This is a genomic window from Archangium sp., from assembly GCF_045802675.1.
GTDB lineage: Bacteria > Myxococcota > Myxococcia > Myxococcales > Myxococcaceae > Archangium.
Window position 1 is genome coordinate 31,579 of sequence record NZ_JBJMQO010000145.1, and the last position, 18,571, is coordinate 50,149.

The 18,571-nt window shown below is 68.5% G+C and carries 22 protein-coding genes; 12 read left to right on the forward strand and 10 right to left on the reverse strand.

Translation table 11 applies throughout. The annotated features are described in order from the left end of the window. Positions 1-23: 23 nt before the first annotated feature. On the forward strand, positions 24-1,463 hold the full coding sequence (gndA, locus tag ACJ8AN_RS39730; protein ID WP_407760843.1) for an NADP-dependent phosphogluconate dehydrogenase: 1,440 nt from the start codon (positions 24-26) through the stop codon (positions 1,461-1,463). Between the two features lies 1 nt (position 1,464). On the opposite strand, the gene ACJ8AN_RS39735 is transcribed toward gndA, so the two are convergent. The 3 genes from ACJ8AN_RS39735 to ACJ8AN_RS39745 all read right to left on the reverse strand — a co-directional run bounded on the left by ACJ8AN_RS39735 (position 1,465) and on the right by ACJ8AN_RS39745 (position 4,472). After that, positions 1,465-2,820, reverse strand: coding sequence for an aminotransferase class V-fold PLP-dependent enzyme (locus ACJ8AN_RS39735; protein WP_407760844.1), 1,356 nt, complete (start codon positions 2,818-2,820; stop codon positions 1,465-1,467). 195 nt (positions 2,821-3,015) lie between these two features. After that, positions 3,016-3,432, reverse strand: coding sequence for a hypothetical protein (locus ACJ8AN_RS39740; RefSeq protein ID WP_407760845.1), 417 nt, complete (start codon positions 3,430-3,432; stop codon positions 3,016-3,018). A 95-nt stretch (positions 3,433-3,527) separates the two neighbouring features. Beyond that, positions 3,528-4,472, reverse strand: coding sequence for a TIGR00730 family Rossman fold protein (locus ACJ8AN_RS39745; protein ID WP_407760846.1), 945 nt, complete (start codon positions 4,470-4,472; stop codon positions 3,528-3,530). Positions 4,473-4,479: 7 nt separating this feature from the next. On the opposite strand from ACJ8AN_RS39745, the gene ACJ8AN_RS39750 reads away from it, so the two are divergent. Next, positions 4,480-4,665, forward strand: coding sequence for a hypothetical protein (locus ACJ8AN_RS39750; protein WP_407760847.1), 186 nt, complete (start codon positions 4,480-4,482; stop codon positions 4,663-4,665). On the opposite strand, the gene ACJ8AN_RS39755 is transcribed toward ACJ8AN_RS39750, so the two are convergent. Beyond that, the gene (locus ACJ8AN_RS39755; protein ID WP_407760848.1) at positions 4,638-5,639 is read right to left on the reverse strand and encodes a fatty acid desaturase family protein; all 1,002 of its coding nucleotides are present in this window, start codon (positions 5,637-5,639) and stop codon (positions 4,638-4,640) included. The two genes, ACJ8AN_RS39750 and ACJ8AN_RS39755, sit on opposite strands and share 28 nt — an antisense overlap. A gap of 174 nt (positions 5,640-5,813) precedes the next feature. Here ACJ8AN_RS39755 and ACJ8AN_RS39760 point away from each other — a divergent pair, with 174 nt between their 5' ends. Then, positions 5,814-6,725 carry a LysR substrate-binding domain-containing protein gene (locus ACJ8AN_RS39760; RefSeq protein WP_407760849.1) on the forward strand — a complete coding sequence of 304 codons (912 nt, stop codon included), beginning with the start codon at positions 5,814-5,816 and terminating at the stop codon, positions 6,723-6,725. A 121-nt stretch (positions 6,726-6,846) separates the two neighbouring features. Continuing rightward, a complete protein-coding gene (trxA, locus tag ACJ8AN_RS39765) occupies positions 6,847-7,173 on the forward strand; it encodes a thioredoxin (RefSeq protein WP_407760850.1) in 327 nt (108 codons plus the stop codon). 83 nt (positions 7,174-7,256) lie between these two features. Here trxA and ACJ8AN_RS39770 read toward each other — a convergent pair whose 3' ends face one another. Both ACJ8AN_RS39770 and ACJ8AN_RS39775 read right to left on the reverse strand, forming a co-directional pair. Continuing rightward, the gene (locus ACJ8AN_RS39770) at positions 7,257-7,697 is read right to left on the reverse strand and encodes a hypothetical protein (RefSeq protein WP_407760851.1); all 441 of its coding nucleotides are present in this window, start codon (positions 7,695-7,697) and stop codon (positions 7,257-7,259) included. Next, positions 7,669-8,088 carry a hypothetical protein gene (locus tag ACJ8AN_RS39775; RefSeq protein ID WP_407760852.1) on the reverse strand — a complete coding sequence of 140 codons (420 nt, stop codon included), beginning with the start codon at positions 8,086-8,088 and terminating at the stop codon, positions 7,669-7,671. Before ACJ8AN_RS39775 ends, ACJ8AN_RS39770 begins: the two co-directional genes overlap by 29 nt. Between ACJ8AN_RS39775 and ACJ8AN_RS39780 the strand changes: the two genes are divergently transcribed. From ACJ8AN_RS39780 to ACJ8AN_RS39805, 6 genes are all read left to right on the forward strand, one after another. After that, positions 8,087-8,389 carry a transposase gene (locus tag ACJ8AN_RS39780; protein ID WP_407760853.1) on the forward strand — a complete coding sequence of 101 codons (303 nt, stop codon included), beginning with the start codon at positions 8,087-8,089 and terminating at the stop codon, positions 8,387-8,389. The two genes, ACJ8AN_RS39775 and ACJ8AN_RS39780, sit on opposite strands and share 2 nt — an antisense overlap. Positions 8,390-8,857: 468 nt before the next feature. Continuing rightward, on the forward strand, positions 8,858-9,055 hold the full coding sequence (locus ACJ8AN_RS39785) for a transposase (protein ID WP_407760854.1): 198 nt from the start codon (positions 8,858-8,860) through the stop codon (positions 9,053-9,055). Then, positions 9,043-9,216 (forward strand): transposase, encoded by a 174-nt coding sequence (locus ACJ8AN_RS39790; RefSeq protein WP_407760855.1) that lies wholly within the window; start codon positions 9,043-9,045, stop codon positions 9,214-9,216. The genes ACJ8AN_RS39785 and ACJ8AN_RS39790 overlap by 13 nt, the downstream gene beginning before the upstream one ends. Positions 9,217-9,242: 26 nt before the next feature. Next, positions 9,243-9,521 carry a transposase gene (locus tag ACJ8AN_RS39795; protein WP_407760856.1) on the forward strand — a complete coding sequence of 93 codons (279 nt, stop codon included), beginning with the start codon at positions 9,243-9,245 and terminating at the stop codon, positions 9,519-9,521. Next, entirely contained in the window at positions 9,497-9,643 is a 147-nt protein-coding gene (locus ACJ8AN_RS39800) for a hypothetical protein (RefSeq protein ID WP_407760857.1), read from the forward strand. The genes ACJ8AN_RS39795 and ACJ8AN_RS39800 overlap by 25 nt, the downstream gene beginning before the upstream one ends. A 381-nt stretch (positions 9,644-10,024) precedes the next feature. After that, complete coding sequence (locus ACJ8AN_RS39805) at positions 10,025-11,482, forward strand: DUF4214 domain-containing protein (protein WP_407760858.1); 1,458 nt, start codon at positions 10,025-10,027, stop codon at positions 11,480-11,482. Between the two features lie 450 nt (positions 11,483-11,932). Here ACJ8AN_RS39805 and ACJ8AN_RS39810 read toward each other — a convergent pair whose 3' ends face one another. Then, entirely contained in the window at positions 11,933-12,619 is a 687-nt protein-coding gene (locus ACJ8AN_RS39810; protein WP_407760859.1) for a hypothetical protein, read from the reverse strand. 120 nt (positions 12,620-12,739) lie between these two features. Beyond that, entirely contained in the window at positions 12,740-14,386 is a 1,647-nt protein-coding gene (locus ACJ8AN_RS39815) for an acyl-CoA synthetase (protein ID WP_407760860.1), read from the reverse strand. A 202-nt stretch (positions 14,387-14,588) separates the two neighbouring features. Here ACJ8AN_RS39815 and ACJ8AN_RS39820 point away from each other — a divergent pair, with 202 nt between their 5' ends. Beyond that, on the forward strand, positions 14,589-15,101 hold the full coding sequence (locus ACJ8AN_RS39820; RefSeq protein WP_407760861.1) for a hypothetical protein: 513 nt from the start codon (positions 14,589-14,591) through the stop codon (positions 15,099-15,101). Between the two features lie 16 nt (positions 15,102-15,117). Continuing rightward, positions 15,118-15,651, forward strand: a complete 534-nt coding sequence (locus ACJ8AN_RS39825) for a hypothetical protein (protein ID WP_407760862.1) — start codon at positions 15,118-15,120, stop codon at positions 15,649-15,651. 6 nt (positions 15,652-15,657) lie between these two features. On the opposite strand, the gene ACJ8AN_RS39830 is transcribed toward ACJ8AN_RS39825, so the two are convergent. Both ACJ8AN_RS39830 and ACJ8AN_RS39835 read right to left on the reverse strand, forming a co-directional pair. After that, positions 15,658-17,133 (reverse strand): right-handed parallel beta-helix repeat-containing protein, encoded by a 1,476-nt coding sequence (locus ACJ8AN_RS39830; RefSeq protein WP_407760863.1) that lies wholly within the window; start codon positions 17,131-17,133, stop codon positions 15,658-15,660. 199 nt (positions 17,134-17,332) lie between these two features. Continuing rightward, on the reverse strand, positions 17,333-18,529 hold the full coding sequence (locus tag ACJ8AN_RS39835) for a cytochrome P450 (protein WP_407760864.1): 1,197 nt from the start codon (positions 18,527-18,529) through the stop codon (positions 17,333-17,335). Positions 18,530-18,571 lie beyond the last annotated feature (42 nt).

Here is an 18,571-nt window from a genome sequence, read left to right on the forward strand (position 1 = left end):
CAGCGGACACAGGAGCCAACACGATGACCACAGCACAAGGCCCGCAGCAGGGGCGAGCGCAGTTCGGAGTGGCGGGGATGGGGGTGATGGGACAGAGCCTGGCGCTCAACGTGGCGGACCACGGCTTCCGGGTGGCGGTGTGGGACCGGCACACGGAGCGCTTCGACGAGCTGCGCAAGAAGGGGGCGCCGGAGAGCCTGAAGGGCTACGGAGGGCTGGAGGAGTTCGTGGCGGCGCTGGAGAGGCCGCGGCGCATCATGCTGATGGTGACGGCGGGGGCGGCGGTGGAGTCGATGATGGAGAAGCTGGAGCCGCTGCTGCAGCCGGGGGACATCGTGCTGGACGGTGGCAACTCGTGGTTCCACGACACCCGGAAGCGCGAGGAGGCCTGGAAGCAGAAGGGGCTGCACTTCATGGGCGTGGGCGTGTCGGGCGGTGAGGAGGGAGCGCGCTACGGCCCGTCCATCATGCCGGGAGGCCCGGCCGAGGCGTACGCGCAGGTGCGGCAGGTGCTGGAGGCCATCGCCGCGAAGAGCGAGGCCGGGGTGTGCGTGACGCACGTGGGGCCGGACGGAGCGGGCCACTTCGTGAAGATGGTGCACAACGGCATCGAGTACGCGGACATGCAGTTGCTGGCGGAGACGTACGACCTGCTGCGTCGCGGATTGGGGCTGTCGGCGGACCAGGTGGCGGACCTCTTCGCGCAGTGGAACCAGGGCATCGCCGAGTCCTTCCTGCTCGAGACGACGCTGAAGGTGCTGCGCAAGAAGGACGCGGAGACGGGCAAGCCGCTGGTGGACATGGTGTTGGACAAGGCGGGACAGAAGGGGACGGGGAAGTGGACGGTGCAGGTGTCGCTGGATTTGGGAGTGCCGGTGCCGTCGATCGCGGGGGCGCTGGACGCGCGCAACCTGTCGTCGATGAAGGACGAGCGCGTGGCGGCGAGCCGGGTGCTGCACGGCCCGAAGGGCGAGTCGCTGTCCGCGGACGAGAAGGCGAACCTGGCGGCCTGGGTGCATGACGCGCTGTACGCGTCGCGGGTGGTGACGTACGCGCAGGGGATGCGGCTCATCCAGGCGGCGAGCACCGAGTACAAGTGGAACGTGTCGTTGGCGGAGATGGCGCGCATCTGGAGGGCGGGGTGCATCATCCGGGCGAAGCTGCTGACGCCGCTGCGCGAGGCCTTCGAGAAGAAGCCGGACCTGCCGAACCTGATGTTGGCGGACAGCCTGGCGCCGGTGCTGGAGAAGATGGGGCCGGCGTGGAGGAGGACGGTGGCGGTGGCGACGCGGCTGGGAATCCCGGTGCCGGTGTTCAGCGCGAGCCTGGCGTACTTCGACAGCTACCGGAGCGCGGAGCTGCCGCAGAACCTCACGCAGGCCCAGCGCGACGCCTTCGGTGCGCACACCTACCAGCGCCGCGACAGGCCCGAGGCCGGCTTCGTCCACTCGGACTGGAGCTGAGCTACCCGCCCGAGACGCTCGCGGTGGCGCCCGCCAGCTCGCGGACGGCCGCGAGCGTCTTCTCCACCTCGTCCGGCGTGTTCTGGATGCCGAAGGACACCCGGGCGTAGGACACGGCGTACGGCGTCGTCGAGGCGAGAATCCTGTTCCGCTCGAAAAGCCGCTGCACCACCTGCTGCTGCGTCATCCCCTTCACGTCGAAGCAGACCATGCCGCCCGCGATCTCCGGGGCGCGCGGCGTGTACAGCGTGACGTGGGTCATCTTCGCGAGGCCCTCCCGCGCCTGCGCGTTCAACGCGTGGATGCGCTCGGTGATGCGCTGGGGGCCGATGGCCTGATGGAACGCGAAGGCCTCGGGGACGGCCCAGGAGTGCTCGAAGGCCTGGAAGCCGCCCGGAGAGAACCACGTCGCGCGAGCGGGCTGCGCGGGAGGCTTGCCACTGGCCCAGGCGAAGAAGAGCTCGGCGGACGAGGTGCTCGGCATCAGGGGCCGCATCACGGACCACAGCTCGGGCCGGGCCCAGACGAAGCCGGTGCCGCGCGGGCCGAACATCCACTTGTGCGTCCCCGCCGCGAACGCATCCATGCCCATCGCAACGACATCCGGTGACTCCGCCCCGAGCCCGTGCACCCCATCCACCACGAGCAGCACCCGGCGCTCCGGCGGCCGCTCGCGATTCACCTCCGCGAGCGCATCGGCGATGCGGCGGATGGGCAGCTTGAGCCCGGTGCTCGAGTGCACCCACGTCACGCCCAGCACGCGCGTCTCGGGACGTATGGCCTTGCGCAGGCGCTCGACCATCTCATCGGCGGAGAGGGCGTCGTGCGAGTCGAAGAGGGCCACCTTGCGCCAGTTGGCCCCACTGCGCTCGGAGGCCAGACGGATGGACTCGTGGTGCACGAAGTGGTCGTGCGCGGTGGTGAGGATCTCATCCCCGGGCTTCAGGGGCAGGCCCTGGTAGATGAGCGCGAGGCCCGTCGTGGTGTTCTGCGTCAGCGCGATGTCATCAGCGCTCCCGCCGATGTACGCGGCGATGGCGTTGCACACCTTCGCGGGCATGTAGTCCGGCGGCCCCGTGAACACCAGGTGCTCGACGGTATGCAACGGATTGGCCTCGAGCTGCTGGCGGTAGCGCTCGATGGCCTCGCGCACCGGGCGCGGGTGCGAGGAGAGGAAGAAGAGACCGGTGTGGATGTAGCGCGGGTCGAGGTCGAACTGCCGCCGCACAGCCCCCCAGTCCCGGAGGTCTTCCGTGGCGGCCCGCCGCGTCTTCTCCGCGGCGAGGCCCGTAGAGGGAACAGCCCCCGCTCCCGCGGCGAGGGCACTCGTGACAAGGAAACGGCGCCGGCTCAGCATGCACGCGACTCCTTCCAATGCTTGTCATGCAAGCCTATCGGCGCGCGTGCGTGTTCTCCACCCCCTCGAAAAGGATTCTCCCCCATCGCAAGTGTTTCATCCCACCGCTTCGGATTGTCTTTCGATGAGGGAAATCCCGGGAGTCCTCATTCACCGTGGCTGCAGAACCATGGAAAGGTTCTCACGGCCCTGGCTTCAGGACACCACGAAGGAGGCCTCTCCCGACAGCTTGACCGCCGAGTAGTTGTCGAGCTGCGCGGTGTTGAGGATGAAGCCCGCGGTGCGCGTGGTGATGCCCAGGGTGTGGATGGCCACCGTTTCGTCCGACCCCACCAGCCGGGCGGGCGGAATCACCACGCTGAAGAGGAGCGCGCCGGCATCCGCGTTCGGCTCGAGCACGATGGTGACCAGCGTGCCGATGCCCATGTCCACCTGCTGGATCTCCTTGCCGCGCGCGCTCACGTGATGGCGGCGGTCGCGGTACTCCAGGAGCGGATCCCCGGTGATGCTGGTCGCCGAGAAGCTCACGCGAACCCCTTCTCCCCTCAACTCGTAGGTATTGGCGGTACGAGAAACGACGGCCTGCGGCTTGGGTGCCTCGATCTGATCCATGAATCTGCCTCGTCTGGCTGGGGCGGCGCACTCCGAGGAGGGCCGCGGGTTACAGCGGTTGGAGGCAGCTCGGGGGAACTTGTGACAGGCGCCTATCACCCCGTCCCGCGTCCAGGGGGAGAAGGGTCGCGTCGCTCGCCCAGCAACCTGCTGCGCGGGGGCCTGGCACTCAGGAGGCCGGGCCGCTCCACCAGACACCCACGGATGCACTCCACGGCCTCCTCCACCGAGTCCGTGACGACCAGCCGGTCCAGGTCCGCCGCGTCGACGGTACCCGCCGCCAGCAGCGTTCCGCGGAGGAAGCCCAGCAGCGGCTCCCAATACTCCCGGCCCATCAACACCAGGGGGAAGCCGCGGATCTTCCCCGTCTGGATGAGCACCGCCGTCTCGAAAATCTCATTCATCGTCCCGAAGCCACCCGGGAAGGCGACGAACGCATACGAGTACTTCACCAGCATCAGCTTGCGGATGAAGAAGTAATGGAACTCGACGAAGGTATCGAGATAGGCGTTGGGCTTCTCCTCGTGGGGGAGCTGGATGTTGCAGCCCACCGAGCGGCCACCGGCCTCGCGAGCGCCGCGGTTCGCCGCCTCCATGAGGCCCGGCCCGCCGCCCGTCATCACCGAGAAGCCCAGCTTCGCGAGCTCCGCCCCCATGTGCCGCGCCTGCTGGTAGTAGGGGTGCTCCGAGCCGAAGCGCGCCGAGCCGAACACCGTCACGCACGGCCCCACGAAGTGCAGCGTGCGGAAGCCCTTGAGGCACTCGCTGAAGATGCGCAGGGCGCGGCGCAGCTCCGTCCACCGGGGCTTGGGCCCCTCCAGGAAGATGCGCTCCTCGTGGGTCCGCGTTCCCTTCCCCCACCGCGCGTCGGGAGTCGCTTCGGGACCCGGTCTCTGGCTGTCATCCGCTGGCACGGCTCGCGAGTGTAGCCGCCGCTGGCGCACACCCGAACAAGAAGGCAGTACCCGGCAGGGCTCGCCGTCACCCGCGTCCACGACCCCGCCGTGCTGCGCATCGCCGCCGGCTTCGCCATGCTCCAAGGTGCCGGTGTCCTTCGGCGAGGTGCACCTGGAGCTGCACGGCATGGCCCTGGCCGCGCTCGTGGGGGTGCTCGCCAACGCGCTCCTGCCCGCCTCGCTCAACCGAGAGGAGCTGGACGCCCCCCCCCGCCTCCGAGGACGGGAAACAGGCCTGAGCCCGCGCCCCTACGCCTGGGCGCGCACGTCCCGGTAGCCCACCATCCGCCCCAGCGCGGGCTCCCAGAGGTTCAGGCGCAGGCACGCGAGCACATCCCGCGGGTGCAGGCTCGTGACGCGCGGGCTCTGCAGCTCCGGAATCGCGGCCATCGCCTCGGGCAGGCGGTAGAAGGGGATGCGCGGGTTGAGATGGTGGACGTGGTGATAGCCGATGTTGCCGGTGAACCAGGCCATCACCGGGCCGCACCTCAGGTAGCTCGAGGCCTCGAGCGCCGAGTCCGCGTGCGTCCACTCGTCCTCCGAGCGGAAGCCGACGTCCGGGAAGTTGTGCTGCGCGTAGAAGAGGTAGGTGCCCAGCGCGTAAGCCGTCAGGAAGGGCCCGAGCAGGGTGAGGAAGTAGACCGCGGGGCCGAAGACGGCGCAGAGCGTGATGGACAGCGCGACGTGGACGAGCAGCGCGAGCCCCGAGCTCCAGTACCGCCGGGGATCCTTCACGAACGAGGAGAGGCACTGGCTCAGCAGGAAGACGGAGACGTAGCCGAACAGCTGGGTGACGAGGTGGCGCTCGAGGACGTAGCCGAGGCGCCGCAAGGGGGACGCCGCGCGCCAGGTGTCGGTGCTCCACGTGGAGAAGGTGCCCGTCGAGGAAGCGGCGAGGCGCGCGGTGTTGGCGTGGTGGTGGTTATGGGTCTCGCTCCAGTTGCGCGGCGGAGTGAGCATCAACACGCCCTGGGTGTGGAAGAGCATCCGCGCCACGCGGGAGCCGGACAGCAGGGCCCCGTGCATGTAGTCGTGGTAGAGGATGAACGCGCGCACGAACACGAGTGACTCGAGCAGCGCGCCCAGGACTCGCAGCGGCCACCAGGGCGCGGCGGCCGCGAGGGCGATGGCGGCGGCCAGCACGCCGAAGGTCGAGGCCACATGAAACCAGCTGCGCGCGGCGTCCTGCGCGGCGAAGGGGCGCGTCAGGGCAATGAGATCCTTGCCACGCGTCGGGGTGGTTCGTTCCATGGATGGGGATCTCCAGAGCGGCGCCGCGGCGTGCTCATCAAGGTGGCGTCAGCATTCAACGCCCACTCGTGTCACGGGCCGGTCATGTCCGCGGAAATCGAACCGGGGGACCGCATGCACGCCCGCCCTGCCAACACATTGGGATGACGCACGAGGTCAAATAGGATGCCGCCCATGTCCCCTACCCCACCGTTGCTCGATGACATGCTCGTCTTCGCCGAGGTGGTGAGCGCGGGAGGCATCACCAAGGCGGCCACGCGGCTGGGGTTGCGCAAGTCCACGGTGAGCCGGCGGCTCGCGGCGCTGGAGGAGAGGCTCGGCACGCGCCTGCTCGAGCGCAACACGCGGCGGCTGCGGCTCACCGAGACGGGACGCGAGTACCACGCGCACTGCGCGCGGCTCGTCGCCGAGGCCCGCGAGGTGAACCGGGCACTGAGCGATTCACGCGGCACGCCCCACGGCACGCTGCGCGTGGCCACGTTCTCGCTGCTCGGCGAGTTGCTCACTCCCGTCATCACCGAGTTCCTCCTGCGCCACCCGCAGGTGCGCGTGGAGGTGTCGCTCGCCGAGGCGCATGTGGATCTCGTCGCCGAGGCCTATGATCTCGCCCTGCGCACCGGGCCGCTGCCGGACTCGTCACAGGTGGCGCGGCGGCTCGGGCACGTGCGCACCGGTTACTACGCGAGCCCCGCCTACCTGAGCCGCCGAGGCACGCCCCGCACACCGGACGAGCTCTCCCGCCACGAGTGCGTGCTCGTCGCCGAGCCGGGCACGGACGAGGTGTGGTTCTTCTCGGGCCCACGCGGGGCGCGCACCGTGCCGGTGAGCGGACGGCTCCAGGTGCCCAGCGTTCGCGCGGGCCATGCGGCGGCTCGCGCCGGACTGGGCGTGGTGCGGCTGCCCACCGTGCTCGCCGCGGACGACGTGCGCGCGGGCGTGCTCGTCCCCGTGCTCGAGGCCGTGTCTCCTCCGGGCCTCCCCATCTTCGCCGTCTACCCGAGCAGCCGGCAGCTTCCCCTCAAGGTGCGCGCCTTCCTCGACACGCTCGCCCAGCGCAGCGCCGCGCTCCCCTGGGAAACCATGTGATGGGGCTCTTCGCGGAACAATCCATTGCGTGACGGGCTCTCGCGCCGCCACTCCCCGCCCCTTACATCTTCGTCATCGGACGACGGGCGCCACTCGCCCGCCCCGGAAACGAGGACACGCCATGGCTGGAGACATCATTCATCTCGGAGACGCGGACTTCCGGCGCGAAGTGCTGGAGGCCGACGGGCCCGTGCTGGTCGACTTCACCGCGACCTGGTGCGCCCCCTGCCGCGCCATCTCCCCCACCGTCGAGGCACTCGCCACCGAGTACAAGGGCCGCTTGAAGGTCGCCAAGCTCGACATCGACGACAACCAGGAGACGGCCCAGCAGTACGGCATCCGCTCCGTCCCCACCCTGCTCGTCTTCAAGCAGGGCAAGGTCGTGGGGCAGATTGTCGGCGCGGTGCCCAAGGCCAAACTGGAGGGCGCGGTTCAACAGCACCTTTGAGACGGTGACGTCCCCACGGGTTCAACCCGGGGGACGGATACCCTCACCCCGTCTCTCGCCCGGGGGGCTGAGGATTGCACACGCTAAGCAGGCGGGGGAGCGGGAAGGGCCTGGGCGAGGATGAAGCCTGCGACGTAGTCACCCAGCCGTTCGTAGCCGCGCCAGAGGACGAGCCAGCCCGGAGGCCGCTTCAGCGGGTTGGCCATGTAACCGCCCAAGGCGGCGATGAGCAGCAGGGCCTGACGAAGAGTCAGCGCCCCTTGCAGTCGCATGCGTGGAGAGAGTTGGGGAGCCAGGGCTTGGAGCACCTGCACCTCGGCCGGTTCCAGCACTTCGTTGGCGGGCTCATCTGGGCGGGTGCGGCTCAGGGTGCGCAGGCGCAGCAGCTTGACGGATATCAGCAGGGTGAGGGCCAGTAGGTTTTCAAGATGCTCGCGCGCCTCGTGCTGACGCCCCTCCAACCAACAGCCCGTCTTCAAGGCCTTGTGCAACGCCTCAATGCCCCACCTCTTCTGGTAGGCCATTACCGTGCCCCCAGGCCGCCTCCACACTTTCAATGGGCACGTTGCTCAGCAGCAGCCACTGCACTGCCTGCTGTCCCTGGGACGGCTCTTCTTCACGCACCAGCACGCCCCACACCTGCACCGACTGCCCGCCCTGGCGCTCTGGAGGCAGCAGCGTGAGGGGGGCATGGCGCAGCGTCAGCGTGGCGTCGCGTGCCGTGCGCGCCGGCTTGCCCGCACGCGCTGGCTGGGCCGACACGTGCATCTGCCGGCTGTCCACCACGGCGAGCCCTTCCATGGTGGCCCACAGCTTTCCGCCTTCCCCCTGCACGCGCCTGTCCTGGCCGGCGCGCACCAGCAGTTGAAACGTAAATGCTCGCCCGAGCCCGTCGTGACGTGAAGGCAGAGGCATGAGCATGTCCGTCGTCCCGAAGAAGGAGGCGGAAGCGATGGACATGAAGGAGCAGGCGGAGAAGTTCCGGAAGGCGGTACTCGAGCGGGGCGTAGTGGGCCCGCGCACGCGCTACACGGCGGAGCAGAGACAGGAGGCGGTGGAGTACGTGCGAGCGCGCCAGCAACAGGGGGCGATCGTGGAGGAAGCGGCGAAGGAGTTGGGCATGAGCAGCTGGACGCTCAGCCGGTGGGGCAGCGCGGCGCGCGCCGAGCCACCCAGCAGCAGCCCGCGAAGGCGGCGCTGGTACCCGTCGAGGTGAAGGAGGAGCGAGCCCGGGCGCGAGGAGGGGGGCTGGTGGTGCACGGGCCGGGGGGAGTGCGGGTGGAGGGGCTGTCGCTGGAGGACGCGGTGCGGCTGTTGCGAGGGCTTTTGTGATTGGCTCCACGCGCCGACTCGCGGTGTATGCCTACGGACAGCCGTGCGACATGCGCAAGAGCTTCGACGCGCTGTGCGGGCTAAGCGCCCCCGACGCGAGCAGGACGCGGGGAAACAAGCCGGGCCGGCCGAGCCCGCGCGGCCACTGCCCGCGCACCCAGCCCACGCTGCCCTTGCTGGAGCAAGTGCACACGCTGGAGGAGCCCGACAAGCAGTGTCCCAAGTGCGGAGGAGGGGCGCTGGCGGAAATGAAGGGCTGCTACGAGGAGGCCGAGGAGGTGGACGTGGTGGAGCGGCGCTTCGTGCTGCGCCGCCACAAGCGCCAGAAGTACCGTGCGGGTGCGGCGGGTGCGTGGAGACGGCCCTGGGCCCGCCCAAGCTCCAGCCCGGCGGGCGCTACTCGGTGGACTTCGCCGTGGAAGTGGCCGTGGCCAAATACCTCGACCATATGCCCTTGGAATGGCAGGTGAGAATCATGCAGCGCGAGGGGCTGGTGGTGGACAGCCAGACGCTTTGGGACCAGATAGACGCGCTGGCATGGATGGGCTGAGCACCTACGAGAGCGCCGCCGCGGGCTCCGGTGGGAAGCTGACCCCGGTGAACTGCTGGATGCACGCGCGGCGCAAGTACGTGGAGTACGTGGAGGCCTTCCCCCAGGCCGAAGAGGCTCTGGAGATGATTGCCGGGCTGTACGCGGTGGAGCGCGAGTAAAGGAGGGACCCGAGAGCCTGGAGCGCTTGCTTACGCTACGGCAGCACAAGAGCCGTCCCATCATCGAGCGGCTGCACCAGTGGGCGTGCGAGCAGCGCGCATTGCCCCAGTCGGCGCTGGGCCAGGCAATCAAATACATGAGCAACCGGTGGACGGGGCTGACTCGGTTTCTGACGGACCCGCGAGTGCCGTTGGATAATGGGGCCACCGAGCGCGCCATGCGCGGGCTTGCGCTGGGCGCAAGAATCACTACGGCAGCCGGAGCCGGCGCGGTGCCGAGGTGGCGGCCCTCTACTACAGCCTGATGGAGACGGCGAAGCTGTGCGGGGTGGACCCCAAACGCTACCTACGAGAGGCCGCGCTGGCGGCTCTGCGTGGGGAGCCGATTCCCCTGCCCAACCAACTCGTGCAGCCCGCCGCGGGCTGACGCACCACGGCACTCATTCCCACCTGTCTCAAGCTGACCGGGCGCCGAGGTGCTTGTCGTACCGCAGTGACGGTGAGCGCCCCCTCACGCCCCCTATTCGTCGTCAAGCTCCTCGACCACGGGGCTCGGCGAGCATTTACGCTGTGCAGCAGCTTGGCGCTGGAATAATCCCACTGCCCGGTAAAAATCTGGGGTATTTTTGTAAAACGCTCTGTCCCCACATTGGTTCTGGCCAGAGATCCGCAGATTTGCTGCATCATTTTCCGCCTCAGAGGCTCATTTCCCGATGAATGGGTCCAACAACGGGTGACCCGTCATGCGCGGCCTCTTGCTTATGCGCAGTCAGAGATGTCCCTTGTGAACACTTGGAGGTCTTTCATCGTGAAGAAGATAATTGGGATGGTTGTGCTGGCCGTCGGCCTCGCGTCAGGAGCGGCCTCCGCCGCAGTGCCGTACCAGTTCATCGCAAAGCAGTACAGCGAGGTACTGGGACGCGCTCCCGATCAGGCTGGATGGGCGGCGTACGTCAGCGGCTTCAACTCCAGTGGGTGTTCCCAGGCCACGCTCAAGAACTACGGCCGCTCGTTTTACCTGTCGGATGAGTTGCTGGCACGTGGCTACAACAACTCGGAGAAGGTCTTCTTGGCCTTCCGAGGAGTTCTGGACCGGGAGCCGAACTTCAGCGAGTTCAACGCTTGGGTCGGGCAGCTGAATACGGGTACCGCCTGGGCCACCGTCGTGGACAGCCTCTTCAGCAACGCTGAGTTCGCGGCTCTGGTCCCAAGCATCTGTATGGGCAGCAGCTACCAGGCTGCCTGGCTCCGGCCCAGTGTGCTCACGAGCAGTCGGTCACAGTCCAACTTGCAGGCGCAGCTCAACGCCGGCGGCATCGTGACGCTCGGTCCGCAGGAGGTTGTCTACCTCACGAGCACCCTAGTGATCCCCGCGGGCAGCACCCTGCGTACCAACGCTGTGGACGGCAACCACACCGCGCGCTTTGGCCGTCTCGTGCGCGACTCGAGTTTCGACGGTCCTCTTGTCGAGCTGAGGGGCACGATGGAAATGGTGTGGGTCGACGGCCAGCGCGGCCGGTTGGGCTTCACCCCCGGGGCAATCAACGTCAATGTGTTGCAAGGGACGGTCCGGAGTTGCCGTATCAGTGAGCCCGCAGGCTGGACGAACCTGCACGCGCCGGAGTGGTGCAATGGGCCGGCCACCATCACCAGCAACCTGGTGACTGGCTATTCGACTTCACACATCGGGCAGGGCTTTGCGGATGGCCTCAGCCTCGCGTGCAGTGGCACGACTGCGCGGTACAATAACATTATCGATCCCACGGACGTCGGCATTGTCGTCTTCTCCCGCTGGAACAACAATGCCTGGAGTGGCACGAACACCGTGGTGCAGAACAACACCATCATCGCCGCGGGGCGGAGCGCCTACGGTGGGGTGGGGTTTGACGCCATTGGACAAACCGGGGCGGACTTCACCGGGGCCCTCATCCAGGACAACCTCCTGTGGACGAGCCCACTCCAGCACTTCGATATCGGCCTGTTCGTGGGCACCGAGCCGTGGGATTCGGGCACAGGCAAGAACGGTACGGCCCTGGGCAACACTACGGGAAACCTGAACATCTACGTCCACTTGGGGATTGTCATCGACGGCATGGAGAACGGCACGGTCCAGAGCAACGCGTTCTACACGATGGGTGTGAACACCGGCATCCCGTGCCCACAGGACGGAGCCGTGAGCGCGCATTTCGGCCCCCATGCCTCAGGCTCCCTCATGACACCGGCCACCAACCGAGCGGTGCACCACTGCATGGGCCACCCCCTCTAAGGCACCGATCGGTTTGAGGTTCAATGGTTTCAGGTGCTTGGCCGCGGAAAACGCGCTGGCAATGCCACTTCCACGGGGGGGCTTGCTGCTACGGCCTCTGCCCGCACGGTGACGCAGGCTCCACTCCCACTCGCGGTGGAGGCAGACGCCAAGTGCTGGCGTACGTGACTTCATCGCAAGGGGTGCGCCCCATCCTGCAACACTTGGGACTGCCCACGCAGCCTGAGAGGCTGGCTCCAGCACGGGGGCCCCCTCAGAGCGGGTGGTGCTGAGCCCGCAGCAGGAATTGTCAAAACTCCAGGAGCCCGCCTTGCCCTAAGCAGACAGAGGGCAGGGCGGGCGTGTGCCCCACGCCGACTGCAAGTCATCTCAACCAGTCGCTCTACCTCCTGCCGGAACTGCTCCAACTCTTACTCCGTGGACTCCTCCTCAGGTGGAGCCCTTGAGGTGTCACGGCGGCGGCCTTCTCGTCACGATGGGGCACGGCGAACTGATACGTTGAAACGACGCGCTGGCCGCGCGGGTGAGCAACTCGAAAATGTATCCTTCCGCGTCGATGATGTGCAGCAGACGCCCAGGCTCGCCCACGCGCTCTTCGGCCTCCACCAGGGCCTGCCACCACAAGACGCTCTCCTTGTGCTCGAAGGGCCGCTGCTTTCTGCTCTGGGCCTTGCCCCTTTGCTCGGCCGGGCGCACCCAGGTGCGCGCTCCCAGCACTCCAAAAGCCGTGCCGTCCATCTGCTCCACCAACGCCGTCTGCAACAAGAAGCCCTGGCACACGGGGTTGCCCACCTGGCCTACCCCGCTCATGGACAGGTGGCTGAGCTCTACCTCGGTGCGGTCGTGCACGCACAGGGCCACCTCGCCCGCCAGGCCTTGTGCCACTGCCTTGCCCACCGTCTGGGCCGCCGGCTCAAGCAGTCGTTGGAAGCTGACGTCTTCATTCTCAACCATCCGGTAGGCCCCCATTCGCTCCGCCCGGCTGGTGCCCAATCGGTTGATGGTGACGCCGGGTTGCTCCTCCATGAGGTGCAGGGTGTGCAGCAGCCTCTGCCTCAGCCACACCTCATCAAGTGGACCGAAACTCCCGGCCGGATAGAGAACTTCGTACGTCAGATATAGAGGGGCAGCTTGCATTGGCTGCCTCTCTATAAAACCCTACCGCGCACGTCATGCGCCGTCCAACGTGCTCACCCCTTGCTCCCTCTCTCCCTCTGCGTGTGCAATCCTCAGCCCGGGGGGAGAGGGGTGAGGGGCTCAGTCCTTCTTCTGCTGCGCCATCGCCCGCAGATCGGTGCGGCGGATTTTACCGCTCACCGTCTTCGGGAGCTCCGTCACGAACTCGATCTCCCTCGGGTACTTGTAGGGCGCCGTCGTCTTCTTCACGTACTCCTGGAGTTCCTCCGCGAGCGCGTCCGAGGCCTTGAAGCCCGGCGCCAGCACCACGTACGCCTTGATGCGCTGGCCAATCCGCTCGTCCGGCACGCCCACCACCGCCGACTCGGCCACCGCCGCGTGCTCCAGCAGCGCCGACTCCACCTCGAACGGCCCCACCCGGTAGCCCGAGGTCTTGATGACGTCGTCGCGCCTCCCCACGAACCAGAAGTACCCCTCCGCGTCCTTCACCGCCCGGTCTCCCGTCACGTACCAGTCGCCCCGGAAGGACACCTCGTTGGACGCGTCGTCGTTGAGGTAGCCGTCGAAGAGGCCCACCGGCTTCTCCGGCTTCACCCTCACCGCGATGTCTCCCTCCTGGCCCGCCGGCAGCTCCTTGCCGTCCTGGTCGATGACCGACACGTCGAAGCCCGGTGACGGCTTGCCCATCGAGCCCGCCTTCGGCTCCAGCGCGGAGAACATCCCCACCACCACCACCGACTCCGTCTGCCCGTAGCCCTCGCGGATGTACAGCCCCGTGGCCTGCTTCACCGTGTCGATGACCTCGGGGTTGAGCGGCTCGCCCGCGCTCAGCACGTGCCGCAGCGACGACAGATCGTACTGCGACAGGTCCTGCAGCACGATGGCCCGCCACGCCGTGGGCGGCGCGCAGAACGTCGTCACCTTCTGCCGCTCGAGCACCCGCAGAATCCGCGCCGCGTCGAACCGGCCGCGGAAGTCGTACACCACGTTGCACGCGCCCTGGCTCCACGGGCCGAACAGCTTGCCCCACGCGCACTTGGCCCAGCCCGTGTCCGACAGCGTCAGGTGCCGGTCCTCCGGCGTCAAATCCAGCCAGTAGCGCCCTGTAATCTGGTGTCCCAGGCCGTAGCTGGCCTGCGTGTGCTGCATCATCTTCGGCATGCCCGTGGTGCCCGAGGTGAAGTAGATGAGCATCGGGTCATCCGCCCGCGTGCGCTCGAAGCCGGCCCCGTGCTGGCCCGTGCCCGCCCCGCCCGGCGCGTAGCCCACCCAGGGAGAGGGCGCCTGGCCGACCGCCACCCACGTCTCCACCCGGCCCGTGCCCACCAGGCCCTCGAACTTGTCCAGGCAGCTCGCGTCCGTGATGACGCCGTTGGCCTCCGCCGCCAGCAGCCGGTAGCGGATGTCCTTGGCGGTGAGCATCGGCGTGCCCGGCATGAAGACGATGCCCGCGCGGATGCAGCCCAGCGTGAGGAACCACCACTCCGGAATGCGCGGCATCATCACGAAGACGCGGTCGCCCTTGCGCAGCCCCAGGCTCGCGAGGAATTGCGCCGCGTGCAGCGAGTGCTGCTTCACCTCCTTCCAGCTGAAGAGCCGGACATTGCCCGCCTCGTCGCTCCACTGGAGGGCGGGCGCGTCGGGGCGCTCGCGGGCCCAGCGGTCGACGAAGTCCGTGGCGAAGTTGAAGAACTCGGGGCGCTCCCACTTGAAGCCGCGGTAGGTCGCCTCGTAGTCGGTCATGTTGCGCGGTGAGGGTGAGGACATGACTCGCTCCTGTCGGGAAAGGCCCCGGGAGCCTGCCACGGGGACGCCCCACACACCGGGAAGAACTGTCGGGGAGTGGAAAACCGCACGGGTTTGGCGCCAGAATGGAAGCGGTTGACGGCCAGAGGGAAGCAGCGGGGGACGGGGTCGGTGCATGCAGCGGCCGTTACGTCACCCAGTCCTTCCTTTCCCGGGGAACCCGATGAATGCGATTGCCCTGACAGCCGACTCCCAACGCCGGTCGTTCCACCTCTACGCGCGGGTGCTGGCCACCCAGATTCTCTACATCGCGCCGCTGCTGTGGCTGCTGGAGCTGAGCCAGAACCAGGCCTGGAAGGCGGTGAACGGGACGTACGGCTGGGTGTACCCGGACTCGGACTACGGTTGGTTCTCGTTCGGGAGCATGGCGCTGTGGGCGGGCGCGGTGTTCCTGATGTGGACGCTGCACTACTACTGGTTCTACCCCAAGGGCGTGAAGCTCTGGACGCGCATCGCCATCGCCTCGGTGGTGTGCTGGGCCGGCGAGTGGGTGGGCGGCTTCCTCCCGGTGGTGCTCCTCGGCAAGCACCTGCAGGTGTGGCCGGGCACGCTGCTGGTGTACGTGAGCTTCCCCGCCATCTTCTTCTGGGTGAGCAACGTCATCATCTACCACCTGCTCACGGTGTATGTGATTGACCTGACGCCCGACTACGACACGCCCCCGGACGTCGCCTGAGCGCCGGGCCCAGCGCATGAATCCCATCGTTCACGCCGAGCTGTCCTGGTTGATGGCGCAGCGCCTGGAGGCCCGGAGGGACCGGGTGCTCGTGGCCTGCGCGGGGCTGGCGCCGGACCTGGACGGGCTGAGCATCCTCGGCGGAGGCGAGCTGTACGCGCGCTACCACCACCTGCTCTTCCACGGGTACGTGGGCGCGCTGGTGACCGCGGCGGTGTGCGCGGCGCTGGCCCGGAGGAAGCTCGCGGTGGCGGCCCTGGCGCTGGGGGCCTTCCACCTGCACCTGCTGTGTGACCTCGCGGGCAGCGGCCCGGGCTGGCCGCTCTGGTACTTCTGGCCCACGAGCCTGCGCGAGTGGTACTGGGACGGCCAGTGGGACCTGGCGTCCTGGCAGAACAGCGTCATCGGGCTGGGGGCCACGCTGGTGTGCCTCGCGTGCGCGCTGCGCTACCGCCGCACCGCCGTGGAGCTGCTCTCCGCACGCTGGGACACCGAGGTGGTCCGCACCTTGAGGGCCCGCTTCCTCGGCGAGGGCAGGCCCTCGGCCTGACTCCGCTCACTCCAGCAGCGAGGAGTCCTCATCCACTCCGAGCACCCGCTGCCACACCTCGAGCCGCTCCTGTGACGAGAGCAGGAGTTGCTCTCCGGAGAAATCCGCCTGGAAGGCCGTGAGCGCTCCCGTGAGCGTCTCTCTTACGCCATCGGCCTTCAGCACGCCGCCCGGAGCGTAGTGGTTCGTGTCCATGCGCAGCCCGGGGCGGAAGGACTCGGAACCGAGCCGCAGCAGCAGCGGCTGCGTGCCCGTGCACAACCGGTTGTTCCTCACCGTGAGTCCGGTGACGGCCTCGCCATCGGCCGCCAGCATCAACCCATAGCTGGCCGAGCCCTCCACGGTGTTGTCCACCACCTGCACGTTCCTGCCCCCCGCGATGCGGATGCCCTGGCCGTTGCCCTCGGGGAAGTTGCGGATCTCCCGCAGCGTATTGCCCTCCACCCGGATGTCCTCTCCGCTCAACACGGAGACGCCCCGGCCCGCGCGCGACAGGGTGTTGCCCTCGATGACGACACCCCGGGCGGACTCGTGGATGACCACCGCCTCGCCGGCCGAGCTCCCTGGCTCGCGAATGGCCGTGTTCGGAAAGCCCCAGAGCTGGTTGCCTCGCACGAGAACGTCCTGGCACCTCTTCAGGTCCACCCCGTTCTCCCCTTCATCGTGCAATTGATTGCCCTCGATGCGCAGGGCCACCGCGGGTACCTCCCCCTCGCATTGGATGGAGTCGCCCGAGGTGTGATGGATGTCATTGCGCCGGATGACGATGTCTCGCGACGGGCCCACCACCGCCACGCCATGCGAGTCATCTCCCGACTTGATGAAGTGGTGCAGGTGGTTGTCTTGAATCGTGACGTGCGCCGGGCCCTCCACGAGCACGCCCGCGCCCGACGTCCCACCGTTCAGCTCGCTGCCGGCCAGGAAGGAGCCCGTGGCGCCGCTCTCGAAGGTGACGGCCATCATGGGCGCACCGCCCACGTCGACGTGCAGGTTCTCCAGGATCCACCGCCCCCGCACGAGGATGACCGAGCTCCGGGCCCTGTCACTCGGAACGAGGGTGGGCCGCGGCGTGCCCTCTCCGCGCAGGATGATGGCCTGGGCCCCCTCGCCCCGGGACTCGAGGAGCAGCTGCTCCGCGTACACGCCCGGCAGCACCCGGATGACTTCCCCCGGCTGGGCCAGCGCCACCGCCCGGCCAAGGGTGCGCAGCGGGGACTCCTGCGTGCCCGCCCCCGCGTCCGAGCCCTTCGTGCTCACGTACCAACTGCGTCCCGTGGGTTCCGGGAGCGTGGGCTCCTCCGGGGCGGGCTGCTCGCCAGGAGGCGTCTGCTCCGCCGGGACAGGCCGCGCCCCGGGAGGCACGGACGAGTCGGGGGACCGCGTCTCCGCCGGTGTCGCGGGCCCACAGGCGCTCAGCAGTAACCATGTGAGCACTCCGCAGGTGCCCTTGAGGCCGCGCCTGTCGCCCTCTCCCCGCTTCATGCTCGCCCCCTCGCCCACCTGCCCGGTTGCCCGCGCCGAAGTTCGGCACGACCGGAGGCGTCATCAAGGGGACGAGCGTGGGGAGAGGTCGCACCGGGCGACACTTCGCGCGCTCCCGGGTGCACGAGCCGCACCCGGGTCGTACGCGTTCATCGCCTCCAGGACAGTCCGAGGGGCCACTCCGGGGCGAACACCGGCCTCACGCGGGCCGCAGCGTGAGCGGCAGCACCTTGGGCCCGCGCACGGTGATGGACTCGTTCCACTGCACTGGCCCGGCGTCGCCCTCCAGCCCGCCGCACCGGTCGAACAGCGCCTCCAGGGCGAGCCGCGCCTCCAGCCGGGCCAGCGGGGCACCGAGGCAGAAGTGGATGCCGTGGCCGAAGGGCATGTTTGCCTGGCCCTCGCGATCCAGGTCGAAGCGGTCTCCGTTGGGGAACTGCGCCTCGTCGCGGGAGATGGCGCCCAGGAACAGCAGGATATGGGAGCCGGCCGGCAGGCGGGTGCCCGAGAGCTCCGTGTCGGCCGTGGTGCTGCGCACCGCCGTCTGGGCGGGCGCCGCGAAGCGCAGCACCTCCTCCACGAAGCGCGGGAGGAGCGAGCGGTCCGCGCGCACGCGGGCGAGCACGTCCGGGCGCTCCGACAGCACCAGGGCGGAGTGCGCCAGCAGGTGCACGGTGGTCTCCAGGCCCGCGACGAGCAGCAGGAAGAGGAAGCCCATCAGCTCCTCCCCGGTGAGGGACTCGCCGTCCACGCGGGCGGCGAGCAGATCGCTCACCATGTCCTCGCGGGGGGAGCGGCGGCGGTCCTCCAACACCTCGCCCAGGTACTGCTGCATCTCCTGGTAGGTGGCACGGATCCGCGCCTGCATTTCATGGGCATCCGGGGGGGTGGAGGTGGTGTGGACGATGTCGTCCGCCCAGCGCTTGAAGCGCGGGTGCAGCGAGGCGTCCAGGCCGAGCAGCTCGCCGATGACGGCGGCGGGCACGCGCAGGGCGAAGGAGTCGATGAAGTCCACGAGCCGGCCGAGGGGCAGCTCGGCGGCGGCCTGCTGGGCGTAGGCGCGGATGCGCGGCTCCAACCGGCTCAGGGCGGCCTGGCCGAAGGCGCGGTTGACGAGCGCCCGCAGACGGGTGTGCCGGGGAGGATCCAACATGACCACGGAGTGCGCGAACGGGTTGCGCTGCCCCAGCCAGGCGGGCTCCGCGATGGCCGCCTGACCCGTGGAGGTGAAGAGCTGGGGGTTCTTGAAGACCTCCAGGGCGTCGGCGTAGCGGGTGATGCCCCAGAAGCCGATCGGCTCCACCCGGGCGAGCGTGGGCTGACGGCGCAGCTCGGCGAAGATGGGATAGGGGTCGGCCCGGAACTCGGGCGCGAAGAGGTTCAAACGAGCGGTCATGTGGAGTCCCCCCGGGGAGGTGAAGATGAGGCGCCCGAGGCT